Annotated in this window: 20 protein-coding genes; 11 read left to right on the top strand and 9 right to left on the bottom strand. The window is 50.0% G+C overall.

The window, feature by feature from the left end; translation table 11 throughout:
• Positions 1-76: 76 nt before the first annotated feature.
• Positions 77-961, top strand: coding sequence for a metallophosphoesterase (locus tag WCV72_00445; protein ID MFA6457843.1), 885 nt, complete (start codon positions 77-79; stop codon positions 959-961).
• Positions 962-1020: 59 nt separating this feature from the next.
• Here WCV72_00445 and WCV72_00450 read toward each other — a convergent pair whose 3' ends face one another.
• The 3 genes from WCV72_00450 to dnaJ form a co-directional block, all read right to left on the bottom strand.
• A complete protein-coding gene (locus tag WCV72_00450; GenBank protein MFA6457844.1) occupies positions 1021-1422 on the bottom strand; it encodes a hypothetical protein in 402 nt (133 codons plus the stop codon).
• A gap of 58 nt (positions 1423-1480) precedes the next feature.
• On the bottom strand, positions 1481-3367 hold the full coding sequence (locus WCV72_00455; protein ID MFA6457845.1) for an RNase J family beta-CASP ribonuclease: 1887 nt from the start codon (positions 3365-3367) through the stop codon (positions 1481-1483).
• 132 nt (positions 3368-3499) lie between these two features.
• Positions 3500-4618, bottom strand: coding sequence for a molecular chaperone DnaJ (gene dnaJ, locus WCV72_00460; protein MFA6457846.1), 1119 nt, complete (start codon positions 4616-4618; stop codon positions 3500-3502).
• A gap of 274 nt (positions 4619-4892) precedes the next feature.
• Here dnaJ and carA point away from each other — a divergent pair, with 274 nt between their 5' ends.
• From carA to WCV72_00495, 7 genes are all read left to right on the top strand, one after another.
• Complete coding sequence (gene carA / locus WCV72_00465; GenBank protein MFA6457847.1) at positions 4893-5963, top strand: glutamine-hydrolyzing carbamoyl-phosphate synthase small subunit; 1071 nt, start codon at positions 4893-4895, stop codon at positions 5961-5963.
• A 9-nt stretch (positions 5964-5972) separates the two neighbouring features.
• Positions 5973-6848, top strand: a complete 876-nt coding sequence (gene cysK / locus WCV72_00470) for a cysteine synthase A (GenBank protein ID MFA6457848.1) — start codon at positions 5973-5975, stop codon at positions 6846-6848.
• A 3-nt stretch (positions 6849-6851) separates the two neighbouring features.
• On the top strand, positions 6852-7307 hold the full coding sequence (locus WCV72_00475; protein MFA6457849.1) for a hypothetical protein: 456 nt from the start codon (positions 6852-6854) through the stop codon (positions 7305-7307).
• Between the two features lie 12 nt (positions 7308-7319).
• Positions 7320-8543 (top strand): tryptophan synthase subunit beta, encoded by a 1224-nt coding sequence (gene trpB / locus WCV72_00480; GenBank protein ID MFA6457850.1) that lies wholly within the window; start codon positions 7320-7322, stop codon positions 8541-8543.
• Position 8544: 1 nt separating this feature from the next.
• On the top strand, positions 8545-9939 hold the full coding sequence (locus tag WCV72_00485) for a phosphomannomutase/phosphoglucomutase (GenBank protein MFA6457851.1): 1395 nt from the start codon (positions 8545-8547) through the stop codon (positions 9937-9939).
• 86 nt (positions 9940-10025) lie between these two features.
• Positions 10026-11738, top strand: coding sequence for a peptidoglycan-binding protein (locus WCV72_00490; GenBank protein MFA6457852.1), 1713 nt, complete (start codon positions 10026-10028; stop codon positions 11736-11738).
• A 105-nt stretch (positions 11739-11843) separates the two neighbouring features.
• On the top strand, positions 11844-12596 hold the full coding sequence (locus tag WCV72_00495; protein MFA6457853.1) for a 2-phospho-L-lactate transferase CofD family protein: 753 nt from the start codon (positions 11844-11846) through the stop codon (positions 12594-12596).
• Between the two features lie 184 nt (positions 12597-12780).
• Here WCV72_00495 and WCV72_00500 read toward each other — a convergent pair whose 3' ends face one another.
• The gene (locus WCV72_00500; protein ID MFA6457854.1) at positions 12781-13194 is read right to left on the bottom strand and encodes a membrane lipoprotein lipid attachment site-containing protein; all 414 of its coding nucleotides are present in this window, start codon (positions 13192-13194) and stop codon (positions 12781-12783) included.
• Between the two features lie 169 nt (positions 13195-13363).
• Between WCV72_00500 and ruvC the strand changes: the two genes are divergently transcribed.
• The gene (gene ruvC, locus WCV72_00505) at positions 13364-13822 is read left to right on the top strand and encodes a crossover junction endodeoxyribonuclease RuvC (GenBank protein MFA6457855.1); all 459 of its coding nucleotides are present in this window, start codon (positions 13364-13366) and stop codon (positions 13820-13822) included.
• A 131-nt stretch (positions 13823-13953) separates the two neighbouring features.
• Here the strand turns inward: ruvC and greA are convergent, their stop codons facing one another.
• The 5 genes from greA to WCV72_00530 are packed head-to-tail and all read right to left on the bottom strand — an operon-like array spanning position 13954 to position 17892.
• Positions 13954-14562 carry a transcription elongation factor GreA gene (greA, locus tag WCV72_00510; GenBank protein ID MFA6457856.1) on the bottom strand — a complete coding sequence of 203 codons (609 nt, stop codon included), beginning with the start codon at positions 14560-14562 and terminating at the stop codon, positions 13954-13956.
• A 27-nt stretch (positions 14563-14589) separates the two neighbouring features.
• Positions 14590-15519, bottom strand: a complete 930-nt coding sequence (locus WCV72_00515) for a thiamine pyrophosphate-dependent enzyme (protein ID MFA6457857.1) — start codon at positions 15517-15519, stop codon at positions 14590-14592.
• Positions 15516-15848, bottom strand: a complete 333-nt coding sequence (locus WCV72_00520; GenBank protein ID MFA6457858.1) for a hypothetical protein — start codon at positions 15846-15848, stop codon at positions 15516-15518. Before WCV72_00520 ends, WCV72_00515 begins: the two co-directional genes overlap by 4 nt.
• On the bottom strand, positions 15845-16990 hold the full coding sequence (locus WCV72_00525) for a transketolase C-terminal domain-containing protein (protein ID MFA6457859.1): 1146 nt from the start codon (positions 16988-16990) through the stop codon (positions 15845-15847). The genes WCV72_00520 and WCV72_00525 overlap by 4 nt, the downstream gene beginning before the upstream one ends.
• Complete coding sequence (locus WCV72_00530; protein ID MFA6457860.1) at positions 16990-17892, bottom strand: 2-oxoacid:acceptor oxidoreductase family protein; 903 nt, start codon at positions 17890-17892, stop codon at positions 16990-16992. Before WCV72_00530 ends, WCV72_00525 begins: the two co-directional genes overlap by 1 nt.
• A gap of 101 nt (positions 17893-17993) precedes the next feature.
• Between WCV72_00530 and WCV72_00535 the strand changes: the two genes are divergently transcribed.
• Both WCV72_00535 and WCV72_00540 read left to right on the top strand, forming a co-directional pair.
• The gene (locus WCV72_00535) at positions 17994-20408 is read left to right on the top strand and encodes a DUF87 domain-containing protein (GenBank protein MFA6457861.1); all 2415 of its coding nucleotides are present in this window, start codon (positions 17994-17996) and stop codon (positions 20406-20408) included.
• A 6-nt stretch (positions 20409-20414) separates the two neighbouring features.
• Entirely contained in the window at positions 20415-20549 is a 135-nt protein-coding gene (locus WCV72_00540) for a hypothetical protein (protein MFA6457862.1), read from the top strand.
• Positions 20550-20582 lie beyond the last annotated feature (33 nt).

Consider the following 20582-nt stretch of genomic DNA (forward strand, 5'->3'; position numbering starts at 1 on the left):
GCTTATAAAATTTATCATCGAAGCTGAAAGTAAAAATCACGACCCCAAAATTTCTCGCCGCGAGTTTATAACATCCGTGACTGCTGGTGCGGTAGCAATATCGGCAGGGTCAGGTTTGGGTCGGCTGAGTGATTGGGCGAAGGAAGCGCGGCGCGAGCCAGTCGCGAATCGACAAAAATTCGAAAATCCCAAAATTCTGCCCGAGCTTGCTGGCAGGAATATAGTTTTTGTTTCAGATTTTCATCTTTGTCGTGGCAAGAGTTTCGGGTTGGATTTGCGGCACGCCGAAGATTTTCAAAAAATGATTGAGGAAGTGCGCGCGGATATTTCTGAGAAAGATATTTTGGTGCTCGGAGGTGATTATGTTGCTTACCCACATTTCGAAGCACCGCGCGACTTGCCCGAGGTGGAAAAATTACTCGCGAATTTCAGTTCGTTCTCGCAAACGAAGTTCGCGCTCCTTGGTAATCACGATCATGAATTCGGTCAGAAAATTGTCGGTAAAATCAGAGACTCTTTAGAAAGAGTCGGTTTTGATGTATTGGATGACGAGTCGCGAATTTTGAAAGTTGGCGCGGCTGAGTTGCCGATTTATGGTACGAAAGATTGGCGACTGGGTGGGATGGAAGTTGAGAAATTGGAAAGTTTTATCGCGGAGCATCGCGACCAATTCAAATTAATTCTGACTCATAATCCCGACTGGGTCGAAAAAAATTCTAGCGAGTTTGAAAATAGTTTAATCTTGGCTGGACACACGCACGGCGGACATTTTTCGAATTCTTGGATCAGAACGGCTGCGCTTTATCAGGCGAAATATAAATCAGACTTAATTTTTGGGCGGTACAAATTGCGTGATTCTATTGACCTGATTATCAGCAATGGCGTCGGCGCGGCGCTGCCTTTTCGACAAAACCGACCGCCGGATTATTTGGTGGTCGAACTTTGTCGCTCGGAAAAATAAATTTGGGCTGTATATTTTTTATCACGCCTATGGAACGAAAATTTTCGTTCCCTACATCTCTAGCTGAGCCTAGAAATTAATCGCTCCACGACTTTTGTAAACAAATCTCGATCCATGAACGGAAATAAATCATGATTTTGGTTTACAAAACTCTCGATACCAATTTTCTCAATTTGTTCTGAATTTAAAAATTTAATAATCAACGCTTCAATTTTAATTTGTTCGTCTTCAGGCAACCAAAGTTCAGGATCTAAAACTTCCAATATATCGGCGCGACTAATACATGCCATAAATACATTTAGCCTACCAGACTTTCTTAAAACATCTTTAGCTTCTTCTCCTTGAATTTTTAAAGCTTGAGCGGCAGCTTCTGGGCTGTCGAAACAAATTCCATATTCGATTTGATGCAGCGTTAATAGTGCTTTTTCAAGTACCTGATCCGCTGGTTCATCTTCAAACATAATTCATTGATGAGGATTAATCTTATTCATAAAAAAGAATTCAATCAACTCTAATTTCTCAAATCTGAATCGTGTAAGGCAGAATCAGCGGTTCGCGATCAATTCTTTGGCGGATGAATTTCGCGACGGCGCGGGAGACTTCTTTGCGGACTTCTTTGTAATCTTTGCCCGCGACTTCTTCATACGCTTTCATCGCGACTTTCTTAGTCTCCTCGACGATGGCGCTTGATTCTTTCATATAGACGAATCCGCGCGAGATGATGTCGGGCGCGCCGACGAGTTTGCCGGATTGCGCGTAGGCCTTGAAGACGATGGCGACGATGCCATTTTCGCTCATAATCTGGCGTTCACGCAGGACGGATGCACCGATGTCACCGACACCGAGTCCGTCGATCAAGATATTATTGACGCGGACTTTCGACTTCGATTTGCGCACGATATTATTCGGCGCGAGTTCGAGGATGTCGCCGTTGTCGAGTAGCAAGATATTGCCTTCGTCCATGCCGACTTTCATCGCGATGTCGCGGTGGGCGTAGCGCATGTGCAGCTCGCCATGGACGGGGACGAGGAATTTTGGTTTGAGGAGCGAGTGCATCAATTTCAAATCTTCGGCACTCGCGTGACCGGAAGTGTGGACATCGAGATTTTTATTCGTAATCACGCGCGCACCGAGTCGCAGCAAATTATTCGTCACGGCGACGACGGCGCGTTCATTGCCGATGATTGGTGTCGAGCTAAAAATCACCGTGTCGCCTTCTTTCACTTGGATCGTCTGGTGCTCGCCGAGCGCGATGCGCGTGAGCGCGGAGAGTTCTTCGCCCTGGCTGCCCGTGCAGAGAATCATGACTTTATTCGGTGCGAGTTCATTGATTTTCACACCTTTTTTCAAAGGTCGGATGAGTCCCTGCGGTGCTTTGAGGTAGCCGAGACCTTCTGCCATTTCGAGATTCGCGATCATCGAGCGACCGCTCACGAAGACTTTGCGACCACTGCGATTCGCCGCATTCACGATGTGCTGGATGCGTCCGATGAGACTCGAAAAAGTTGCGAGAATCACGCGACCTTTCGCTTCCATGATGGTCTTCGCGATATTTTCATTCACGATTTTTTCGGAAATGGTATAGCCCGGTTTCTCGGCATTCGTCGAATCGGCGAAAGCGAGCAAGACGCCGCGACGACCGATTTCCGCAATCTTGCCGAAGTCGCACTTCAGTCCGTCGGACGGTGTGAAATCAAATTTGAAATCGCCAGTGTGGACGATTGTGCCGACTGGCGTATTGAGACAGATGCCGACGCCGTCGGGGATGGAGTGATTGACACGGAAAAATTCCGCCGAGAGATGTTTGCCGAGTTGGATTTTTTCAATCGCCGGATTTTTGATTTCGATGAATTTCGTTTTCGCGGTGAGCCCGTATTCGTCCAATCTTTTTTTCACGAGCCCGAGCGTGAGCGGCGTGCCGATCAGCGGTGGGAAATTTAATTTCGGCAAAATGTGTTGCAGTGCGCCGATGTGGTCGAGATGACCATGCGTCAATAAGATTCCGCGAATGCGGTTAGTTTTATCTTCTAGAAATTTCACATCGGGAATGACATAGTCCACGCCGAACATATCCATCTCCGGGAATTGCAGACCGCAGTCGATGATGACGATATCTTCTTTGTAAAAAATCGCCGACATGTTGCGTCCGACTTCTTCCTGTCCGCCGAGTGGAATGACGCGCACTTTTTCATCGAAAGTCTCCGCCTGAGGAGTAGGTGAATTTTTCGGCTGAATGTGTGTGTGCGGTTTCGGGTGCGGAGCCTGAGAATGAGTGGGAGTTTTTTTGTGAAACTTTTTTTGTGGTGGAAATTTTTTGTGAGTGTGAGGTGGCGGCGGGGAAGGTTGTGATGGTTGCGCCGCGTCACCGATGTTTTTGTTCAACCAGGTATCCAATTTGTCGTTCATAAATTTTTGTTAATTATTAAGAGTCTCCAGTTTAAGCTTTTTGCAATTCAAAAGCAAATCTATTTTTACGAAACATTAATCTGGCTTACTGAAGCGAGATTATCAGATTGAAAAATCTTTCCAGATTTCACTTTAGCGAATGTTCACGCCGCCTTCAGTCGCTAATTTTTCAAACAGTTCTTTTTCTTTGCGCGATAATTTCTTCGGAATCTCGACCAAAATTTTCACGAGGTGGTCGCCGCGCTCGCTGGAATTTAGTTTCGGCGCGCCGTAATTTTTGATTTTGAAATTCGTGTGCGATTGCGTACCAGCCGGAATTTTGAGCTTCACATTGCCGTGGACAGTCTTGACCGCGATTTCATTGCCGAGTGTCGCTTCGATGAAATTAATTTTTTGCGTCGAAAAAATATCTGCGCCGCGCCGCTCAAATTCGCGCGACGGCTCGACTGTGATTTGCAGGAAGAGGTCGCCAGCTTGACCGCCTTTCGCGCCGGCTTCGCCCTGACCGGCGAGTCGGATGACAGCACCATTCTCTACACCGGCCGGAATTTTCACTTTCAATTTTTCCATTTTTCGCGCCCGACCCGTGCCATGACAGACGCTGCATTTTTTCTCAAAAGTTTTGCCTTCGCCGTCGCAATCGGGGCAGACCGCGCGGTGCTGCATCGCGCCGAAGACCGTCTGCCGGACAGTCGTCACTTCGCCCGTGCCGTGACAGGTTTTGCATTCTGCGATTTTCGCACCCGGTTCGCCGCCAGTTCCGCCGCAGTGTTCGCACTGCGCGAGTCGGTCTGCGCGAAATTCTGCCGTCGTGCCGAAGATTGCTTCCTCGAATTTTATTTTCAAACGCAATTCTAGATTCGCGCCACGGGCAGGACCGCGGGATTTCGCTCCGCCACCACCACCGCCGAAAAATGTTTCGAAAATATCGCCGATGCCGCCGCCTTCGAAATTGAATCCGCCACCGGAAAAATCAAAACCGCCTGCATTGAATCCGCCCGCTCCGCCTCCGCCATTGCCTCCGCCAAAATTCGCGCTGCTGCCAAAGCGATCGTAGTTCGCGCGCTTTTGTTTGTCGCCGAGAGTTTCGTAAGCTTCCGAGACTTCTTTGAATTTTGCCTCCGCCTCTTTCTTGTCGCCGGTGGCTTGGTCCGGATGGTATTTGCGTGCGGCGCTGCGAAAAGCTTTCTTGATTTCTGCCTCGCTTGCGTTTTTTTCCACGCCGAGAATTTTGTAAAAATCTTTTGCCATAATTTGAACTGAGAGATTTTAGCAAAAATTTACTGTTTTTTTGTACTGCTATTTGTCTTCCCCGCGAAAGCGGGGATCCAAACAGTCTCGCGCTTTTTTATTTTGGTCCCCTGCCTGCGCCCCGAGCCAAAGGCTTCCCTTTGGGAAAGGGGCCACTTTGTGGCAGGGGTGACAAAAGAGAGGCAGCAATTACAAAAGAGTGACAACTTCCAGTTTGAATTCATGTTTCGGCGGCTTTTCTTCATGTTTTGATTTTTTTGTTAAAATTCCCCAGATGGAAAAAATTCTCACTCTCGCAGACGGCTCGACGATTTCGGGCGAAAGTTTTGGCGCAGACACGACTGCGGCGGGTGAAGTCGTTTTCGCGACGGGGATGGTCGGCTATTCCGAGAGCTTCACAGATCCGAGTTTCGCCGGGCAGATTCTAGTTTTGACTTATCCGCTCGTCGGTAATTACGGCGTGCCAAGTCATACAATATGGGACACGAAGCATGGGGCGAAAGTTTTGGAAAATTTCGAAAGTGAGAAAATTCAAATCGCCGGGCTGATTGTTTCCGAATATTCTGAAAAATATTCACACCACGCCGCGAAAGAAAGCTTGGCTGAATGGTTAAAAAGAGAGGGAATTCCTGCCATCACTGGTGTGGACACACGCGCGCTGACCCAAAAATTGCGCGATCATGGCACCATCTTGGGCGAGCTGGCGAATGCGAAAAAAATGGACAAGAAATTTTACGATCCGAACAAAGAGCATTTAGTCGCGCGTGTCTCGCCGACCAAGCCGCAGTTTTTCCAGAACGGCAAAAAGACCGTCGCGATTCTCGACTGCGGGATGAAGCTCAATATTCTCCGCAACTTTCTCGACCGCGGTGTGTCCATCTGGCATTTGCCGCACGACGCTGATTTGTCCCAGTACGAATTCGACGGACTCTTCGTCTCGAATGGTCCGGGCGATCCGGTCTTCGCTCGTGAAGCGATCGAGTCGATTCGCCGAGAACTGAAAAATAACAAACCGATTTTCGGAATCTGTCTCGGTAATCAGCTGCTCGCACTGGCAGCCGGTATGACGACGGAAAAATTGCCCTACGGTCATCGCTCGCAGAATCAGCCCGTGCGCGAAATCGCGACTGGCAAATGTTTCGTCACTTCACAAAATCACGGCTTCACCGTTTCGCGTCAGATGAAAGACGGTTTCGAAGTCGCTTTCGAAAACATCAACGACGGCTCGGTCGAAGGTTTGCGACACAAGACCAAACCTTTTTTCTCCGTCCAATTTCACCCTGAGGCGACGCCGGGACCGACCGATGCAGAATATCTTTTCGATGAATTCGTCGCGAAGCTGTAAAATCCTGAGGTGCAAGATTTGACTAATCTCGTTGGCGACACGCCGCTTTTCGAAGTTGAGAAAAATATTTTTGCGAAGCTCGAATTTCGCAATCCGGTGGGCTCGGTGAAAGATCGTCCGGCGGCGGCGATGATTGCGGCGGCGGAAAAATCGGGCGAGCTGAAAGCGGGCGGACTAATCGTCGAGCCGACGAGTGGCAATACCGGCATCGCGCTCGCGGCGCTCGGCGCAGCGAAAAATTATCGCGTGAAATTAGTCATGCCGGAAAGTATGTCGCTCGAGCGGCGCAAAATTTTAATCGCGCTCGGCGCGGAATTGATTCTCACTCCGGCGGCAGGCGGGATGGTCGCGGCGATTGCAGAGGCAGAGAAAATCGCCAAAAGTGAAAATGGCTGGCTGCCGAATCAATTCGAAAATCCGGCTAATCCGGCGAGTCATTTCGCGACGACTGGTCCGGAAATTTTTCGTGAGTTGCCTGAGATTCAAATTTTTGTCGCGGGAGTCGGGACGGGTGGGACGATTTCGGGCGTCGGTCGCTTTCTCAAATCACAAAATTCCAAAATTAAAATCGTCGCGGTCGAGCCGAGTGAGTCGGCGGTTTTGTCTGGCGAACAAAATGGTTCGCATAAAATTCAGGGTATCGGTGCGGGGTTCATTCCCAAAAATTTCGATCAGAGTGTTGTGGATGAGATTCTTCCGATCGCCTCTGAGCTGGCTTTCACCGTCGCGCGTGAGCTTGCGAAAAAAGGTTTGTTTGTCGGGATTTCCTCCGGTGCGAATTTCGCGGCCGCGCGAATTTTGTCTCAAAAATATCCCGGACAAAAAATTGCGACCATTTTTCCCGACGGCGGCGAGCGCTATCTCTCGACTGAATTATTTTTATAGTAAATGCATGAAGCCCATCTTTCTAGTTCGAAAGCTCAAATGATTGCCGAGAAGGAAATTCTTATAAAGTTTTGCGAAAGAAAGGATATCAAACTTGATAGCACTCCTCTTTATCTAAAAGATTGTCGAGTTGAGCTGGATGGACACTCTTTGGAGCCGCCAATTTTAGTCGAAGTTTATTCTCGTGTTGGAAAGCTCGCGCCTTCTCAGATTAAAAAAGTTTTGGCAGATGTTCTAAAAATGCTTTTTGTCGAAAACTCTCTTGGAAAAAAGTTTCAAAAGATAATTGTTTTCTTAGATGAAGGAGTAAGAGATTCTTTTTTGGGCGACAGTTGGCGTGCCAATGCCCTCAAAATTTTTGGAATCAAAACTGAAGTTATTAGTATCCCAGAAATGTGCAAACTCGTTCTTGAGGCTCAAGAGAGACAAGGAAGGAATTTTAGGAAAAACAAAAGGTGATAAAATTCCGGCGTGAATAAAAAAGCTTATTTCGGCGAGTTTGGTGGCGCATTTGTGCCGGAAGTTTTGCGCCCGGCTTTGACCGAGCTCACGCAAGTTTGGCAAGACGCTCAAAAAGACAAAAAGTTCTGGGTGGAATTTCATGAGCTCGCGACGACTTATTCCTGCCGCCCGACGCCACTGACTTTCTGTGCCAACATTTCTCAAAAACTCGGCGGCGCAAAAATTTTTCTCAAGCGCGAAGATTTGAATCAAACCGGCGCGCACAAATTTAACAATGTCTTGGGTCAGGCTTTGCTCGCGAAAAGACTGGGCAAAAAAAGATTGATTGCGGAGACAGGCGCCGGACAGCATGGTGTCGCGACGGCGACGATTGCGGCGAAATTCGGTTTCGAGTGCACGATTTACATGGGCGCGGTCGATGTCGCGCGGCAACGCCCGAATGTTTTTTGGATGGAAAAATTGGGTGCAAAAGTTATTCCGGTCGAGTCAGGAACGCGCCGGCTGAAAGACGCGGTCGCCGAGGCTTATCGTGATTGGACGGGCAGCGTGGAGACGACGCATTATTTGCTCGGGAGCGCGCTTGGTCCGGCACCATTTCCTGAGATTGTCCGCGATTTTCAATCAATCGTCGGCGCGGAAGTGCGCGGAGAATTTCTCCGCAAATTCAAAAAGCTGCCGGATTATTTAGTTGCCTGCGTCGGTGGCGGCTCAAACGCAATCGGGCTTTTTCATCCATTTTTGAAAGACACGAAAGTTAAATTAATTGGTGTCGAGGCGGGCGGGCGTTCCCAAAAACTCGGCGAAAACGCTGTTCGTCTCGCGACGCAACCGCACGCGCCCATCGGAGTTTTCGAGGGCTTCCGGGGAGAATTTTTGCAAGACGCTTACGGTAATCTCGCACCGACGCATTCGATTTCCGCCGGGCTCGATCATCCGGGTGTCGGACCGGAGCATTCCTTCCTCGCGCAAACCGGTCGGGCGGAATATGTCGCAGCGCATGATGCGGAGGTGCTCGCCGCCGCGCAATTTCTCATGCAAAACGAAGGCATCATTCCGGCGCTCGAGAGTTCGCATGCGTTGGCGCACGCTTTCAAAATCGCGCCGAAACTCAAAAATAAATCGATCGTCGTCAATCTGTCCGGCCGCGGTGACAAAGATATTTTCATTTACGCGCGCGCTCTGCGCGACCAAAATTGGAAAGAATTTTTGCGGGCGGAATTTAACTCACTTTGAAATGGATTTTCCGCTCCATGTTTTTCGCGCCTACGATGTTCGCGGTATCGCGCTCGGTGATTTACCGGAAATCACACCAGAATTCGCGCGTCGAATCGGTCACGCTTTTGTGCGCGAATTAAAAATTCCCAATCCCAAATTGGCAGTCGGGCGCGACAATCGGCTGACGGGTGATGAATTAAATTCTGCGCTCGTCGCTGGGCTCGTCGAGGCGGGTGCGGAAGTGCTCGACATCGGGCACGCGACTTCGCCGTACCTTTACTTCGTCGTCTGCGATCAAAAGCTCGATGGCGGCATCGTCCTGACGGCGAGCCATAATCCGAAAGAATACAACGGCTTCAAATTAATCGCGCGCGAGGCGATTCCGCTGACTTCCGATGAAATTCAAAATATTGGCGCGCGCGTTTGTTCGACCGAAGACTTCGCTATTCGCGCTGATGGCAAAGTCGAAAAAGCAGATTACCAACAAGCTTATTTTGCCAAATTAAAATCGCTTGCGCCGCTCTCACGCAAATTAAAAGTCGTGCTCGATTGCGGCAATGGCACGGCGGGTTATTTCGCGCCTGAATTTTTCCGCGCGCTTGGTTGCGAAGTCGTCGAGCTGTTTTGTGAGCCGGACGGAAATTTTCCGCACCACATGCCGAATCCTGAGGACACAGAAAGCCTGAAAGACTTGCAGAAAAAAGTCGTCGAAACTTCCGCCGATCTTGGACTGGCTTTCGACGGCGACGGCGACCGACTTGGCGTCGTCGACGAACGCGGCACGATTATTCCGGCGGATCGAATTTTAATCTTGCTCGCGCGGGACTTGCTCGCGCGCAACTCAGGGGCAGAAATTATTTTTGATGTGAAATGCACCTATGTGCTTGAAGACGAAATTAAAAAACTGGGCGGTGTCGCGCTGCGCTGGAAAACCGGGCATTCTTTCATCAAGCGCAAAATGCGCGATGATGGCGCGCTGCTCGCGGGCGAAGTTTCCGGCCACATTTTTTTCGCCGAAAATTATTTCGGCGTGGACGACGGCTTGCTCGCCGCGGCCAAAGTCACAAGTATTGTCGCCAATTCGGGGCACACAATTTCCGCCTTGCTCGCCGATGTTCCGCAGACGCACACGACTCCGGAGATCAAATTGCCGATTGCCGATTCCGAAAAATTTGTGACGATGCAAAAAATTGTCGCGGACTTCTCCGCCGAATTTGAAAATGCCGACACGCTGGATGGAGTACGCGTGAGCTTCGCCGATGGTGCGTGGGGACTCGTGCGCGCGTCAAACACCTCGCCAGTTTTGACCTCGCGCTTCGAGGCGGATTCCGCGGTGCGACTCGCTGAGGTCAAAGATATTTTCCGCGAACGACTTGCGAAGTATTCCGCGCTTGATGCGACGCCGCTAAATTAGACCACGAAATTCCTTTTCAGCAAGTTAAGCTGATTGAAAAAAGGCTGTTTTTGCAGTAGAATGATTGGATTTAAAAAAATAAAAAAATGCCAAAACTAAAACAAAAAATTGTTGCGGGGTTGCTGACTTTTTCTTTGCTCGCATCGTTTGCGCCGACAGTTTTTGCCGCTGCCGATTTCGAGCCCTACGACGCGACTTTCGTGATTTCGGCTTATTACTCACCGTTGCCGAATCAGCGCGTTTACTTCCGTGGGACTTATGCGGCGGATGTGCGCCTGAACGGTAATGGCACAAACGGTGCGGACGGCACACAGGTTTATCCAGGCATGCTCGCGGCGCCCAAAACCTATCCTTTCGGCATGAAAATTGAAATCCCGGGACTTGGTGTCGGGGCGATTCATGACCGCGGTGGGGCAATAGTTCTCGCTGGCGAACGCACGATTGCGACGCACGACCGACTTGATGTCTGGATGGGTCGTGGCGAAGAAGGTCTCGCGCGCGCTTTGCAGTGGGGCGTGCGGACAGTCCACGCGAAAGTTTATCCGGCGACTGCGACGCTTGCCGAAAGTTTCACGCTCCCGTCGATGTCTCCGGTTTTCGTCGCGGATTTACAAATCGGCAGCTCGGGTGATACGGTGACGCGTCTGCAAAATGAGCTCAAAACTTACGGTTATTTCCAGGATGAGGTCGACGGAACTTACGACGAGGGGACGGCGCAAGCTGTGCTCGGTTATCAGCTGGCTCGCAAGCTTGTCGCGTCGGCTGATTCTGCGGGAGCCGGAATTCTCGATTCAAACACGCGGGCGAGTTTGAATTCAGAGCTTTTTCAGCGCAGCTGGACACCGCCAAATTCACTGCTGATTGCGACGGCGAATGCGGCGAGTGGAGTTTCAGTCGCTAAAACTTCAACCTCAACTTTAGCTTCGACTTCGACCAAGCCAGTCGCTACTGCGGTGCGTTTCCCGACGACACTCACGCTCGGTGATCGCGGCGCACTAGTGCGCGAGATGCAAATCGCGCTCACTGAGGCTGGTTCCTACGAGTGCGAAGTGAATGGAGTTTTCGATGAAAAAATGGAGGACTGTATTTTCAAATTTCAATCCGAGAACCAAATTCTCGCGAATCGTACTGATTTCGGCGCCGGATTTTTCGGCGAGAAAACGCGTGAAAAATTGGCAAGTTTGCTCGACGCGCGCGATGCTGAAGTCGCGAAACTAATTGCCGATAAAGCCCCGACCTCGACGATTGATGTCGGCGCGAGCGGTGAGGCAGTGACGAAATTACAAACTGCACTCCGCGATCTCGGTTTTTTTGCTGGTGAGATTTCCGGTGAATACGACGCGGCGACTGAGGCGGCGGTGCTCGCTTTCCAAACATCCAAGGGGATTGTTGCCTCGGCGGCAAGTTCGGGTGCGGGAGTCTTCGGTCCGAAAACGCGCGCTGCTTTGACTGCTGATTTGCAGTCGCAATTGCTCGCGACGGCAGAGCTGCCGACGAATCCGGAATGGACGCGTCAGACTTTGGTTGCCTACACCCCGACTTTCGCTGCGAGTCTGAGCTTGGGCGACAGCGGTGAGGCCGTGACCGAGCTGCAAAAAGTTTTACAAAAGCTCGGTTATTCTGAGCTCGCAATTTCCGGCGAATTTGACGAGGCGACTGAGCTCGCGGTGCTCGATTTTCAAATCAAATCGGAAGTGCTCGCCACGAGCACTGAATCGGGCGCTGGGAGTTTCGGCCCGAAGACGCGCGCGGCGATCAATTCCATTATTGACACGCAGCAAATCGCGCTCGCGGCGTAGGAAGAATTTTTAATGATTATAAAGAGCCTTAAAGATTATAAGGATTCAGTTTAGTAGCATCAGTTTTACTAAAAAATGTAAGTTAAAATAGCGAGGAATTTCTTGATGCAAAAAATTGTTTTAGTCGGCGGCGGTTCGGGTATCTCGCCACTCTTGGCAGAATTCGCGCGCCACGAAATTTCCGTCACGGCGGTCGTGACCGTTTTCGACAACGGCGGCTCGACCGGAATTCTGCGCCGCGAGTTCGACATTCCTGCCGTCGGCGATCTGCGCAAAAATGTCTCGGCGACAGCCGGTGCGCTTGGTCAGTTCTTCGAAAAACGCGACGGTCAGCACGCACTCGGCAATCTCGTCTTGGCTGATTTGATTCGCGAAAATGGTTTTAAAAAAGCCACCAAAATTTTCTCCGCATTTGGCGCAATCGAAGTTGTGCCAGTTTCTTTTTCGAATTCCCAAATTGTCGGCACTTTCGAAAATGGCAACAAGATTATCGGTGAAGAAAAATTCGACCACGCTTCGAAAGAACTCGCCAATCACAAGATTAAAAAAATTGCGCTCGAGCCGCGGGCAAAATTGAATCCAGCAGTTCCCAAACTTTTCGCTGCAGCAGACAAAATCGTCGTCGGTCCAGGGAGCCTATTTGGCAGCTTGCTCGTAAATTTCGCCGTCACAGGATTCAAGCAAGCATTTGCAAAATCCCGCGCGCAAAAAATTTTCGTCATGCATGCGAGCGAGCAATTCGGCTGTCGCGGGGAAAGCGTCGAGGCGATTGTGAAAAGATTTGGCGTGGATTTTGACGAAGTTCTGCCTACTAGGAAATGGCATCCGCGAGGGCTCGCTAAGAGAATTCTCGCGTGAAAATCCTTGGTATTGACCCCGGCACTGATAGGTCGGACTAGCCGCCGAAAAACCCAAAACAAAAGAATGCTCAATTACTTGCTGAGATGATTTGTGTCGCCTAACGCTTCGGAATTTCTGAAGTTCAGTTGGAGTCCGCTCGGGGCGGATGGGAGCTTAATTTGCGTGAGCGATTTAAATAAAATCATTCATCCTGTTCCAAAATTTCAAACCCTGTTATTTCAATGTGGTCACACTTAATTGGTTTTATGTTTTCTGGAAGTACTTCATGCTGTCCTTCAGACTCATCAATAGTTATAGCTCGTTGTTTTATATGATTCCCAGTGATTTTTAAAATTTTTCCTAGTAATTTTTCAAATTCTGATTCAGATATAGTATTGTTTTCAGACATATAAGGATAAGGATCAAGCCTGATCTCTTTGCCGGAGGATAGTTTGAGTTTGTAGAAGGGGGAGCCTAAGCACGAATCGTAACCAGCTCCTCCTTTGGTCGCTGGGGTTATTTCTAGGATGCCTGAATAAGTTTTTTGTTTAGCTATGTTGGTGTTACATCCTGATAATATTATGCTGATTACCAAGACATAAATTATTTTTTTCATAGTTTTATAATTTAAAAATTAAAATAGTCTCAAACAAATTTCCGAAATAAATTCTAAAACTTTTCATGATTTCCCAATAATCCCATAATATGCGCCTATTATTTGGCAGTCAAAACTTATTTGTTTTCCCCCTGGAGTGTGGGTAGGATTCAGAGCATTAAACATTTTAATGAAAATCCTCGGCATTGATCCCGGCACCGCGACGATGGGTTTCGCTGTGATTGAGAAAATTACTGGCAAGGTCGAGGCACTCGATTTCGGTGTGATCACGACGCAGCCTCGGGCTTCCGCAGCCGAGCGCTTGCTCGAAATTTCTGACAACATCGCCGAGCTGCTTGAAATTCACCGACCAGATTTGGTTGCGGTCGAGTCACTTTTTTTCTTCAAAAATCAGACGACGGCTTTCGCGGTGGCGCAGGCGCGGGGAGTCGTGCTTGCGAGCGTGGCGCGTTGCGGTGTGCCGCTCACAGAGCTCACGCCGCTGCAGGTCAAGATGGCGGTGACGGGTTACGGGCGCGCTGACAAAAAACAAATTCAAAAAATGGTGCAGCAAATTTTCGCACTCGAGAGCATCCCGCGACCGGATGATGCCGCCGATGCGCTCGCGATTGCTTTCGCGGCCAGCTGAAAAGTTCTAACTGTTCTAACTGTTCTAACTGTTAGAGATGTTTAAATGTAGCGGTACGCGTAATCACCACACTTAGAACAATTCGAACACGTGAGCGCAGCGAACAATAGAACAATTAGAACAACTCCAACTTAGCTGACTTTGACGATTTTGTACTTCAGCTCGCCTGCGGGTGCGGCGACCGTGACTTCTTCGCCTTGTTCGCGGTCGATGATGGCGAGTCCGATGGGTGATTCATTCGAAATTTTCGCAGCGGTCGGATCAGCCTCGGTCGAGCCGACGATGGTATAAGTCTCAGGTGCGTCTTTGTCGGTCAGATTTTGAATCGTCACTGTCGAGCCAACTTTCACAATCTTGCCACTCGATTTTTTCTCAGTGATGAGCTTTGCAGTTTTGATCATGCGCTTCAGCTCGGAGATGCGACCCTCGACGAGGGCCTGCTCATTTTTCGCATCTTCGTATTCGCTGTTTTCAGAAAGATCGCCGAAAGAAATCGCTTCTTTCAAACGCGATGCAACTTCGCGACGCCTCACATTTTCCAGCTCTTCGAGCTCGTCTTTCAGCTTCTTCAAACCTTCGCGCGTGACGAGTGTTTCCTGCTCGTCGCCGCTCACGGCTGCTCGTCCGGCGCCACTGTCATCATCGTCGTCGGCGATGTCGTCATCGCCCAGTCCGCTGCCAGCGATGGCGAGATCTTCTTCAGTCAGATCTTCTTCTTTCTTTGAGTCGTCGTCGTTCATTTTTAAAGATTAAAAGTGAATCAGAGTTTAACCGAGCGCGGCGAGTTTGCAAACTTCTGTGAAGCGGTCATCAACCTCGATTTGCAGCCGATTTTTGATCTGTGCATTTTCGGGTGCCAAGAGGTGCTTGAAGCGTTTTTGGTTGCGCAAAAATTCTTCAATCGGTTTGCGTTCTTTTGGCTGGTAGTTCAGTTTCCATTTGCTGTTTTCGATTTCGATCAGTGGCCAAAAATTCGTCTCGACGGCGGCTTTGCAAATTTCCATGCCGGCGGCAGTCGGTGATTTCCAGTTGGTCGGGCAGGGTGAAAAAACATTCAAAAAGGCCGGACCGGGTGTCTCAATCGCTTTCTTCGCTTTCGCCAATAAATCGAGGTGATGTGCTGGAGTCGATTGGGCAGCGTAAGGAATGCGGTGCGCGGCGACGATTCCTAAAATATCTTTGCGGTTCGTCTGCTTGCCTGCCAAAATTTCTCCCGCCGGAGAAGTCGAAGTGGCTGCACCGAGTGGCGAGGCGGACGAGCGCTGGTAGCCCGTGTTCATGTAGCCTTCGTTGTCGAGACAGACGAAAGTAAAATCCGTGCCGCGTTCGAGTGCCCCGGAAAGTGCTTGCAGACCGATGTCGTAAGTGCCGCCGTCGCCGGCGAACGCTACGATTTTTAGATTTTTTGCTTTGCCGCTGAGTTTCTTTTTCCGCGCGAAAGCTTTGTGCGCGGCAGCGAGTCCGCTCGCGATTGCGGCAGTATTTTCAAAAAGCGAATGAATCCAAGGTGTGTTCCAGCTCGTTTGCGGAAAAGCCGAGGTGCAAATTTCGAGACAGCCCGTCGCATTCACGACGACGATGGGCGCGTCGGTCGAGCTCAAAATCTGTTTCACGATGGAGCCGAGGCCGCAGCCGGGGCAGAGGCGGTGACCGCCGACGAGCTTCGATTCGCGCGATGCTGCAGTTTTCAGATTCATTTTTGTAAAATTGGAAAGGGGAAAAGCAAAAGCGCGAGCGCGATGAAGCCCAGTGCGACGCCGAGATATTGCACCGGCGAGAGCCGTTCACCAAAATAAAAATAGCCGAAGATTAGACCAGTGAGTGCGATGGCGAGCGGCGCAGTCGCGACGGCGATTGAGAGTGAAGATTTCTTCACCGCGAGAGTGAAGAGCAGGCTGCCCAAAAAATAAATTGCGAGTGCCGCCGTGAGCCAGGCGCCACTATTCTTGAGCGACCACATTTTCGCCAAAAAATCGCCGCTGGCGTAAAAAATTACCGCGCCGAAGATGTAGAAATAAAAATTCATCCGCGCAGATTTACAAAATTAATTTTGGGAAATTTTGCTTGTGCGAGCGTCGTAAAAATTTCCGTCGCGTGCTCCGGATTGAATTGTCTTTGACCAATCCCGTAAATCCAGTTGCTAGTTTGCAGTTGGTAGTTGGTAGAAAACAAAGCTGAGTTTATTTCATTGAATAAAACTCCGCCCGTCGAACCGAGCGGCACCATGCGATCTAAAATCCCTATTTTCTTAGCTTTTACGCAGGCTGCCAAAATTTCTTCTGCCGGGAATGGTCGGAAAGTGCGGACGCGAATTACACCAACTTTTCTCCCGGACTTCCGCAAATTGCGTGCTGCGACTTGCGCTGCACCAGCCGCCGAGCCGAGGACGACCAAAATTATTTCGGCGTCTTTCGTTTCGAATTCCTCAATCGGGGTGGCATATTTTTTCCCAAATTTTGCGCCGACTTCGGTAATCGCTTTGCGCGCAGTTTCGAAAGCTTCGAACTGACCGCGTTTCGCTTCGAAAAAATATTCGGGTGAAGTGTAGCCGCCGAGCGTGAGGGGTTTTTCAAAATCAAACAGGTTCGGAAATTTCGGTGGCTGACCGACGAATTTCCGCGCGGCGGCGTCGCTCAAAATTTCAACATTGGTCGCGAGGTGGGAAGTCTCGAAACCGTCGAAACAAATCATGACCGGCAGGCGCACTTTTTCCGCAATCGGAAAAGCCTGCAAAATAAGGTCGTAGGCTTCTTGCGGTGAACCGGCGAAAATTTGAATCCAGCCGGAATCGCGCTCGAGCAGCACATCGGAATGATCGCCGTGGATCGAGAGCGGAGCGGAGAGGGCGCGATTGGCATTCGCCAAAACAATCGGGAGACGCAGGCCGCCCGCATTTACCAAAACTTCGTGCATCAGCGCGAGACCCTGACTGGCAGTCGCAGTCATCGCGCGCGCGCCCGCTGCGGCTGCGCCGATACAGGCGGACATCGCGGAATGTTCAGACTCGACGGCGACGAATTCCGTTCGCACTTTGCCATTCGCAACGAATTCCGAAAACTTCTCCGGAATCTTCGTGCTCGGCGTGATCGGGTAAGCGGCGACCACATCGGGCTCGATTTGGCGCATCGCTTCCGCCACGGCTTCGTTGCCAGTTAGAATTTTTTGCATCAGATTTCAGATGATTGCTTGGAAATAATTTTTAAGCTTTTTGGGCGAGTCGGACAGGCGACGACGCAGAGTCCGCAGGCGGTGCATTTCGTCGCATCGATGCCGAGCATTTTTCCGTCTTTCACGATGATCGCATCGTGCGGGCAGACTGGCCAGCAAAGTTGGCAATTGATGCAAGTTGACTTCGTCCACTCGCAGGTTTGGTGCGACCAATTGCCAGTCGCGTAGTGGCGTGAACTGCCGGGATTTTGAATCGCTGCGCCAAGTGGCATGTCGCGCCAGCCCGGGAGTTTCGCGCAGACGATTTTTTTGTGACCCGGTTTGCCGGTGATGGTCGTGACTTCAGCGAAACCGCGTTCGAAGGCGCGCAGATTGCCCGCGACGATTTCGGCGGGGAGATGTGCGCCGAGCGATTGCGCCAAATCCTGTTTGAATTTTTCCATTGGCGCGAGCTCTAAAATTCGGACGAGCGCGCCCAAAATCGGCACATTCGGAATGTCTTTGCCGATTTCCGCGACGGCGATTGCGCTCGCGGCGAGAGCGAAAACTTGCGCAGTGCCGACCTCCATTTTTAATTTTTTTTGCGGAGAATTAATCAGCAGCAAGCCGTTTTCCTTCAATCCGGCGAGTAGCTCATGAGTGTTCACTTCGCAGCTCGCGAGCAGGCTTGGATCAAGCAGGACCGCTGCATCGATTACTGCCGGGTGCGAAACATCGTTGATCCTTTCGTTTCCGATCCGATTGAAAACCACAACCGGCGCACCGCGTTTTTCTGCGCCAAAATCGGGAAAAGACTGCACAAATTTGCCATGCCTGCCCAAAATCTCGGCGAGTGCCGTCGACGCGGTAATCGCGCCTTGACCTGCGCGGGAGTGCCAGCGGATTGAAATTGTTTCGGTCATAAATCTGGCTGAAATTTTAACATTTTCGAGCTTTAGACGCTTGCCTTTTTGGCTGATTTTTGCTAAAATTCTCAGATAAATCGTAAAACAAAAGTCTTCTAATGGCGGAAAACCAAACCCAAACCAGTTCGTCCCAAATCACCCAACCGGTCGCAGCGCAGCCGATTGTTTCGCCGAAAGTTAGTGAATCGTCAAAAGTTTTCACACCTTTGCCAGTGGAGCCAGTCGCCGCACAAAAACCGGCGCAGGTAGTCACCCCAGCGGAAGCTCCCAAAGTTGCGCCGCCCCCTGAAAATTCAGCGAAAATCGCGGTAGCTGCCGGACTCACCGCGGCGCAGATTGAGAAGCAATCACCGCAGAAAACTTTTCCAGTTGGCGTGCCGGTCGCACCGCAGTTTTCGCCGCCACCCAAAAATGTGCCGCTGCCGCAAAAATCGGCGATAGGACTATCAGATTTTTTCACGAAACTTTTCGCGAAATTCGCCAGTAAACCAGCAAGTTCCCAAGTTCCCGCCGCGCAGAAAACACCCCAGAATTCCATTGCCAGCCAGCCTGATCCGCTTGCCAAAATTTTCGCGAAGTTCGCAGCCAAACCAGCCGCGCCCAAAACTCCACCGCCGCCTGCCCCGAATGAGCAAAAATTAATTGAGGACAAAACTACTACTCAGCAGTTTCTCAATCACAATCAAATCGGAACAGCGAGTTTGGTTAATAAAATTTTTGGCAAAGATAAAAAAGCGCCGAACGATTTGGCGAAGCAAGTTGCGGATGCTGAAAAAATTTACCGCGAGGGACTCGCGAGCGTACGCGATCTGATTTCGCCGAGTTCATTTGAGGTGCATTACGATCACCTCAATCTTTCGGGTGTGTTTGTACGCAGTTTTTTTGTTTATGCTTATCCGCGTTTTCTCGACACGAACTGGATGAGCGCAATCGTCAATTTCGATGCGACTGTCGATATTTCACAATTCATTTACCCAATCGCGAGCGACGAAATTATGCGTACGCTCAAAAAGAAGGTTGCGCAAATTCAGTCCTCGATTACGATGTCAATCGAAAAGGGCAATATCCGCGATCCGGTGCTCGAGACTGCACTCGAAGATGCGGAAAGTTTGCGGACTGATTTGCAGCGCGGTCAGGAAAAGTTTTTTCAATTTGGCATGTATTTCACGGTTTACGCCGAGAATCTCAAAAAACTCGAGGCGACCACCAAAATTATCGAGAGCCAACTTGGCGGAAAACTTATTCTCACCAAACGCGCCGACATTCAGGGCGAGCACGCTTTCAATTCCACCCTGCCGCTCGCGCTCGACGAATTGGAAGTCCAGCGCAACATGAATACTTCGCCGCTCTCGACGACTTTTCCTTTTATCTCATCTTCACTCGCGACTGACGAGGGTATTCTCTACGGACTCAATCGCCACAATAATTCGCTCATCATTTTCGATCGCTTCAAATTGCCGAATGCGAATTCGACTGTTTTCGCGACCTCGGGTGCGGGCAAGTCCTACGCAGTCAAATTGGAAATTCTCCGTCAAGTAATGCTCGGTGCGGATGTGATCGTGGTCGATCCGGAAAATGAATACAAAGCGCTGACGGAGACAGTCGGCGGGACATATTTGAATGTCAGCCTTAATTCCGATCAGCGCATCAACCCTTTCGATCTGCCCTCACCTTTCGAAGGCGATGATGTGAAGCCGGGCGACCTGCTGCGTGAAAATATTATTACGCTCACCGGACTGCTCAAAATCATGTTGGGGGCGATGACTCCTTCCGAAGCGGCGTTGATTGATAAGGCTTTGATCGACACTTACGCGATTCGCGGAATCACGATGGCAGTCGAGGATCCTTCCAAAATGCCGATGCCGACGATGGACGATCTGCACGCAGTCTTGCAATCGACCGAGGGCGCGAAGTCGCTCGCGCAACGATTACAAAAATTTACGACGGGAACCTTCGGCGGAATTTTTAACCGTGAAACCAATGTCAATCTCGGGACGGGTTTGATCGTCTTCTGTATTCGCGATCTCGAGGACGAGCTGCGTCCGATTGCGATGTTTATCTTGCTTAATTTTATTTGGAGCCGCGTGCGTTCGGAATTAAAAAAACGCATCCTCGTGGTCGACGAAGCGTGGACGCTGATGCAGCACGAAGACGCGGCGCGTTTTCTTTACGGACTGGTGAAGCGCGCACGCAAATATTATCTCGGCGTCATCACAATCACGCAGGATGTCGAAGATTTTCTTGAGAGCAAATATGGTCGTCCAATTGTCACGAATGCCTCGATGCAAATTTTGCTCAAGCAGTCGCCGAGTGCCATCGACGCGCTCAAGAAAACTTTCAATCTGACTGACGGCGAAAAATACATGCTTCTGAATTCCGGTGTCGGGCAGGGACTGTTCTTCGCTGATGACAAGCATGTCGCGATTCAAGTCATCGCAAGCTATTCTGAAAATAAAATTGTCACGACGAATCCTGAAGAGTTGCTCAGTCAGCGCGAGGAAGGTTTCGAATAAAATAAAATGCCACGCGAAATTTCCATCTCGCAGGAATTGCAAAAAGTGATTGCTGAGCACGAAAAAGAATTGCGTGCGAATTACAAAAAAATGTTGGCACGCTTCAATCGCCTCCGGCGAAAGTTAACAGTTAACAGTTAATAGTTGGTAGTTGGTAGTTGGTAGTTGGTAGTT

It is taken from the genome of Patescibacteria group bacterium (assembly GCA_041665585.1).
Classification (GTDB): domain Bacteria; phylum Patescibacteriota; class Gracilibacteria; order JAHISY01; family JAHISY01; genus JAHISY01.

Coding starts and splice junctions, on each gene's coding strand:
- WCV72_00450 (MFA6457844.1), bottom strand. CDS start 1,422: ATGTTTGAAGATGAACCAGCGGATCAGGTACTTGAAAAAGCACTATTA.
- WCV72_00455 (MFA6457845.1), bottom strand. CDS start 3,367: ATGAACGACAAATTGGATACCTGGTTGAACAAAAACATCGGTGACGCG.
- dnaJ (MFA6457846.1), bottom strand. CDS start 4,618: ATGGCAAAAGATTTTTACAAAATTCTCGGCGTGGAAAAAAACGCAAGC.
- carA (MFA6457847.1), top strand. CDS start 4,893: ATGGAAAAAATTCTCACTCTCGCAGACGGCTCGACGATTTCGGGCGAA.
- WCV72_00475 (MFA6457849.1), top strand. CDS start 6,852: ATGCATGAAGCCCATCTTTCTAGTTCGAAAGCTCAAATGATTGCCGAG.
- WCV72_00485 (MFA6457851.1), top strand. CDS start 8,545: ATGGATTTTCCGCTCCATGTTTTTCGCGCCTACGATGTTCGCGGTATC.
- WCV72_00490 (MFA6457852.1), top strand. CDS start 10,026: ATGCCAAAACTAAAACAAAAAATTGTTGCGGGGTTGCTGACTTTTTCT.
- WCV72_00495 (MFA6457853.1), top strand. CDS start 11,844: ATGCAAAAAATTGTTTTAGTCGGCGGCGGTTCGGGTATCTCGCCACTC.
- WCV72_00500 (MFA6457854.1), bottom strand. CDS start 13,194: ATGAAAAAAATAATTTATGTCTTGGTAATCAGCATAATATTATCAGGA.
- ruvC (MFA6457855.1), top strand. CDS start 13,364: ATGAAAATCCTCGGCATTGATCCCGGCACCGCGACGATGGGTTTCGCT.
- greA (MFA6457856.1), bottom strand. CDS start 14,562: ATGAACGACGACGACTCAAAGAAAGAAGAAGATCTGACTGAAGAAGAT.
- WCV72_00515 (MFA6457857.1), bottom strand. CDS start 15,519: ATGAATCTGAAAACTGCAGCATCGCGCGAATCGAAGCTCGTCGGCGGT.
- WCV72_00520 (MFA6457858.1), bottom strand. CDS start 15,848: ATGAATTTTTATTTCTACATCTTCGGCGCGGTAATTTTTTACGCCAGC.
- WCV72_00525 (MFA6457859.1), bottom strand. CDS start 16,990: ATGCAAAAAATTCTAACTGGCAACGAAGCCGTGGCGGAAGCGATGCGC.
- WCV72_00530 (MFA6457860.1), bottom strand. CDS start 17,892: ATGACCGAAACAATTTCAATCCGCTGGCACTCCCGCGCAGGTCAAGGC.
- WCV72_00535 (MFA6457861.1), top strand. CDS start 17,994: ATGGCGGAAAACCAAACCCAAACCAGTTCGTCCCAAATCACCCAACCG.
- WCV72_00540 (MFA6457862.1), top strand. CDS start 20,415: ATGCCACGCGAAATTTCCATCTCGCAGGAATTGCAAAAAGTGATTGCT.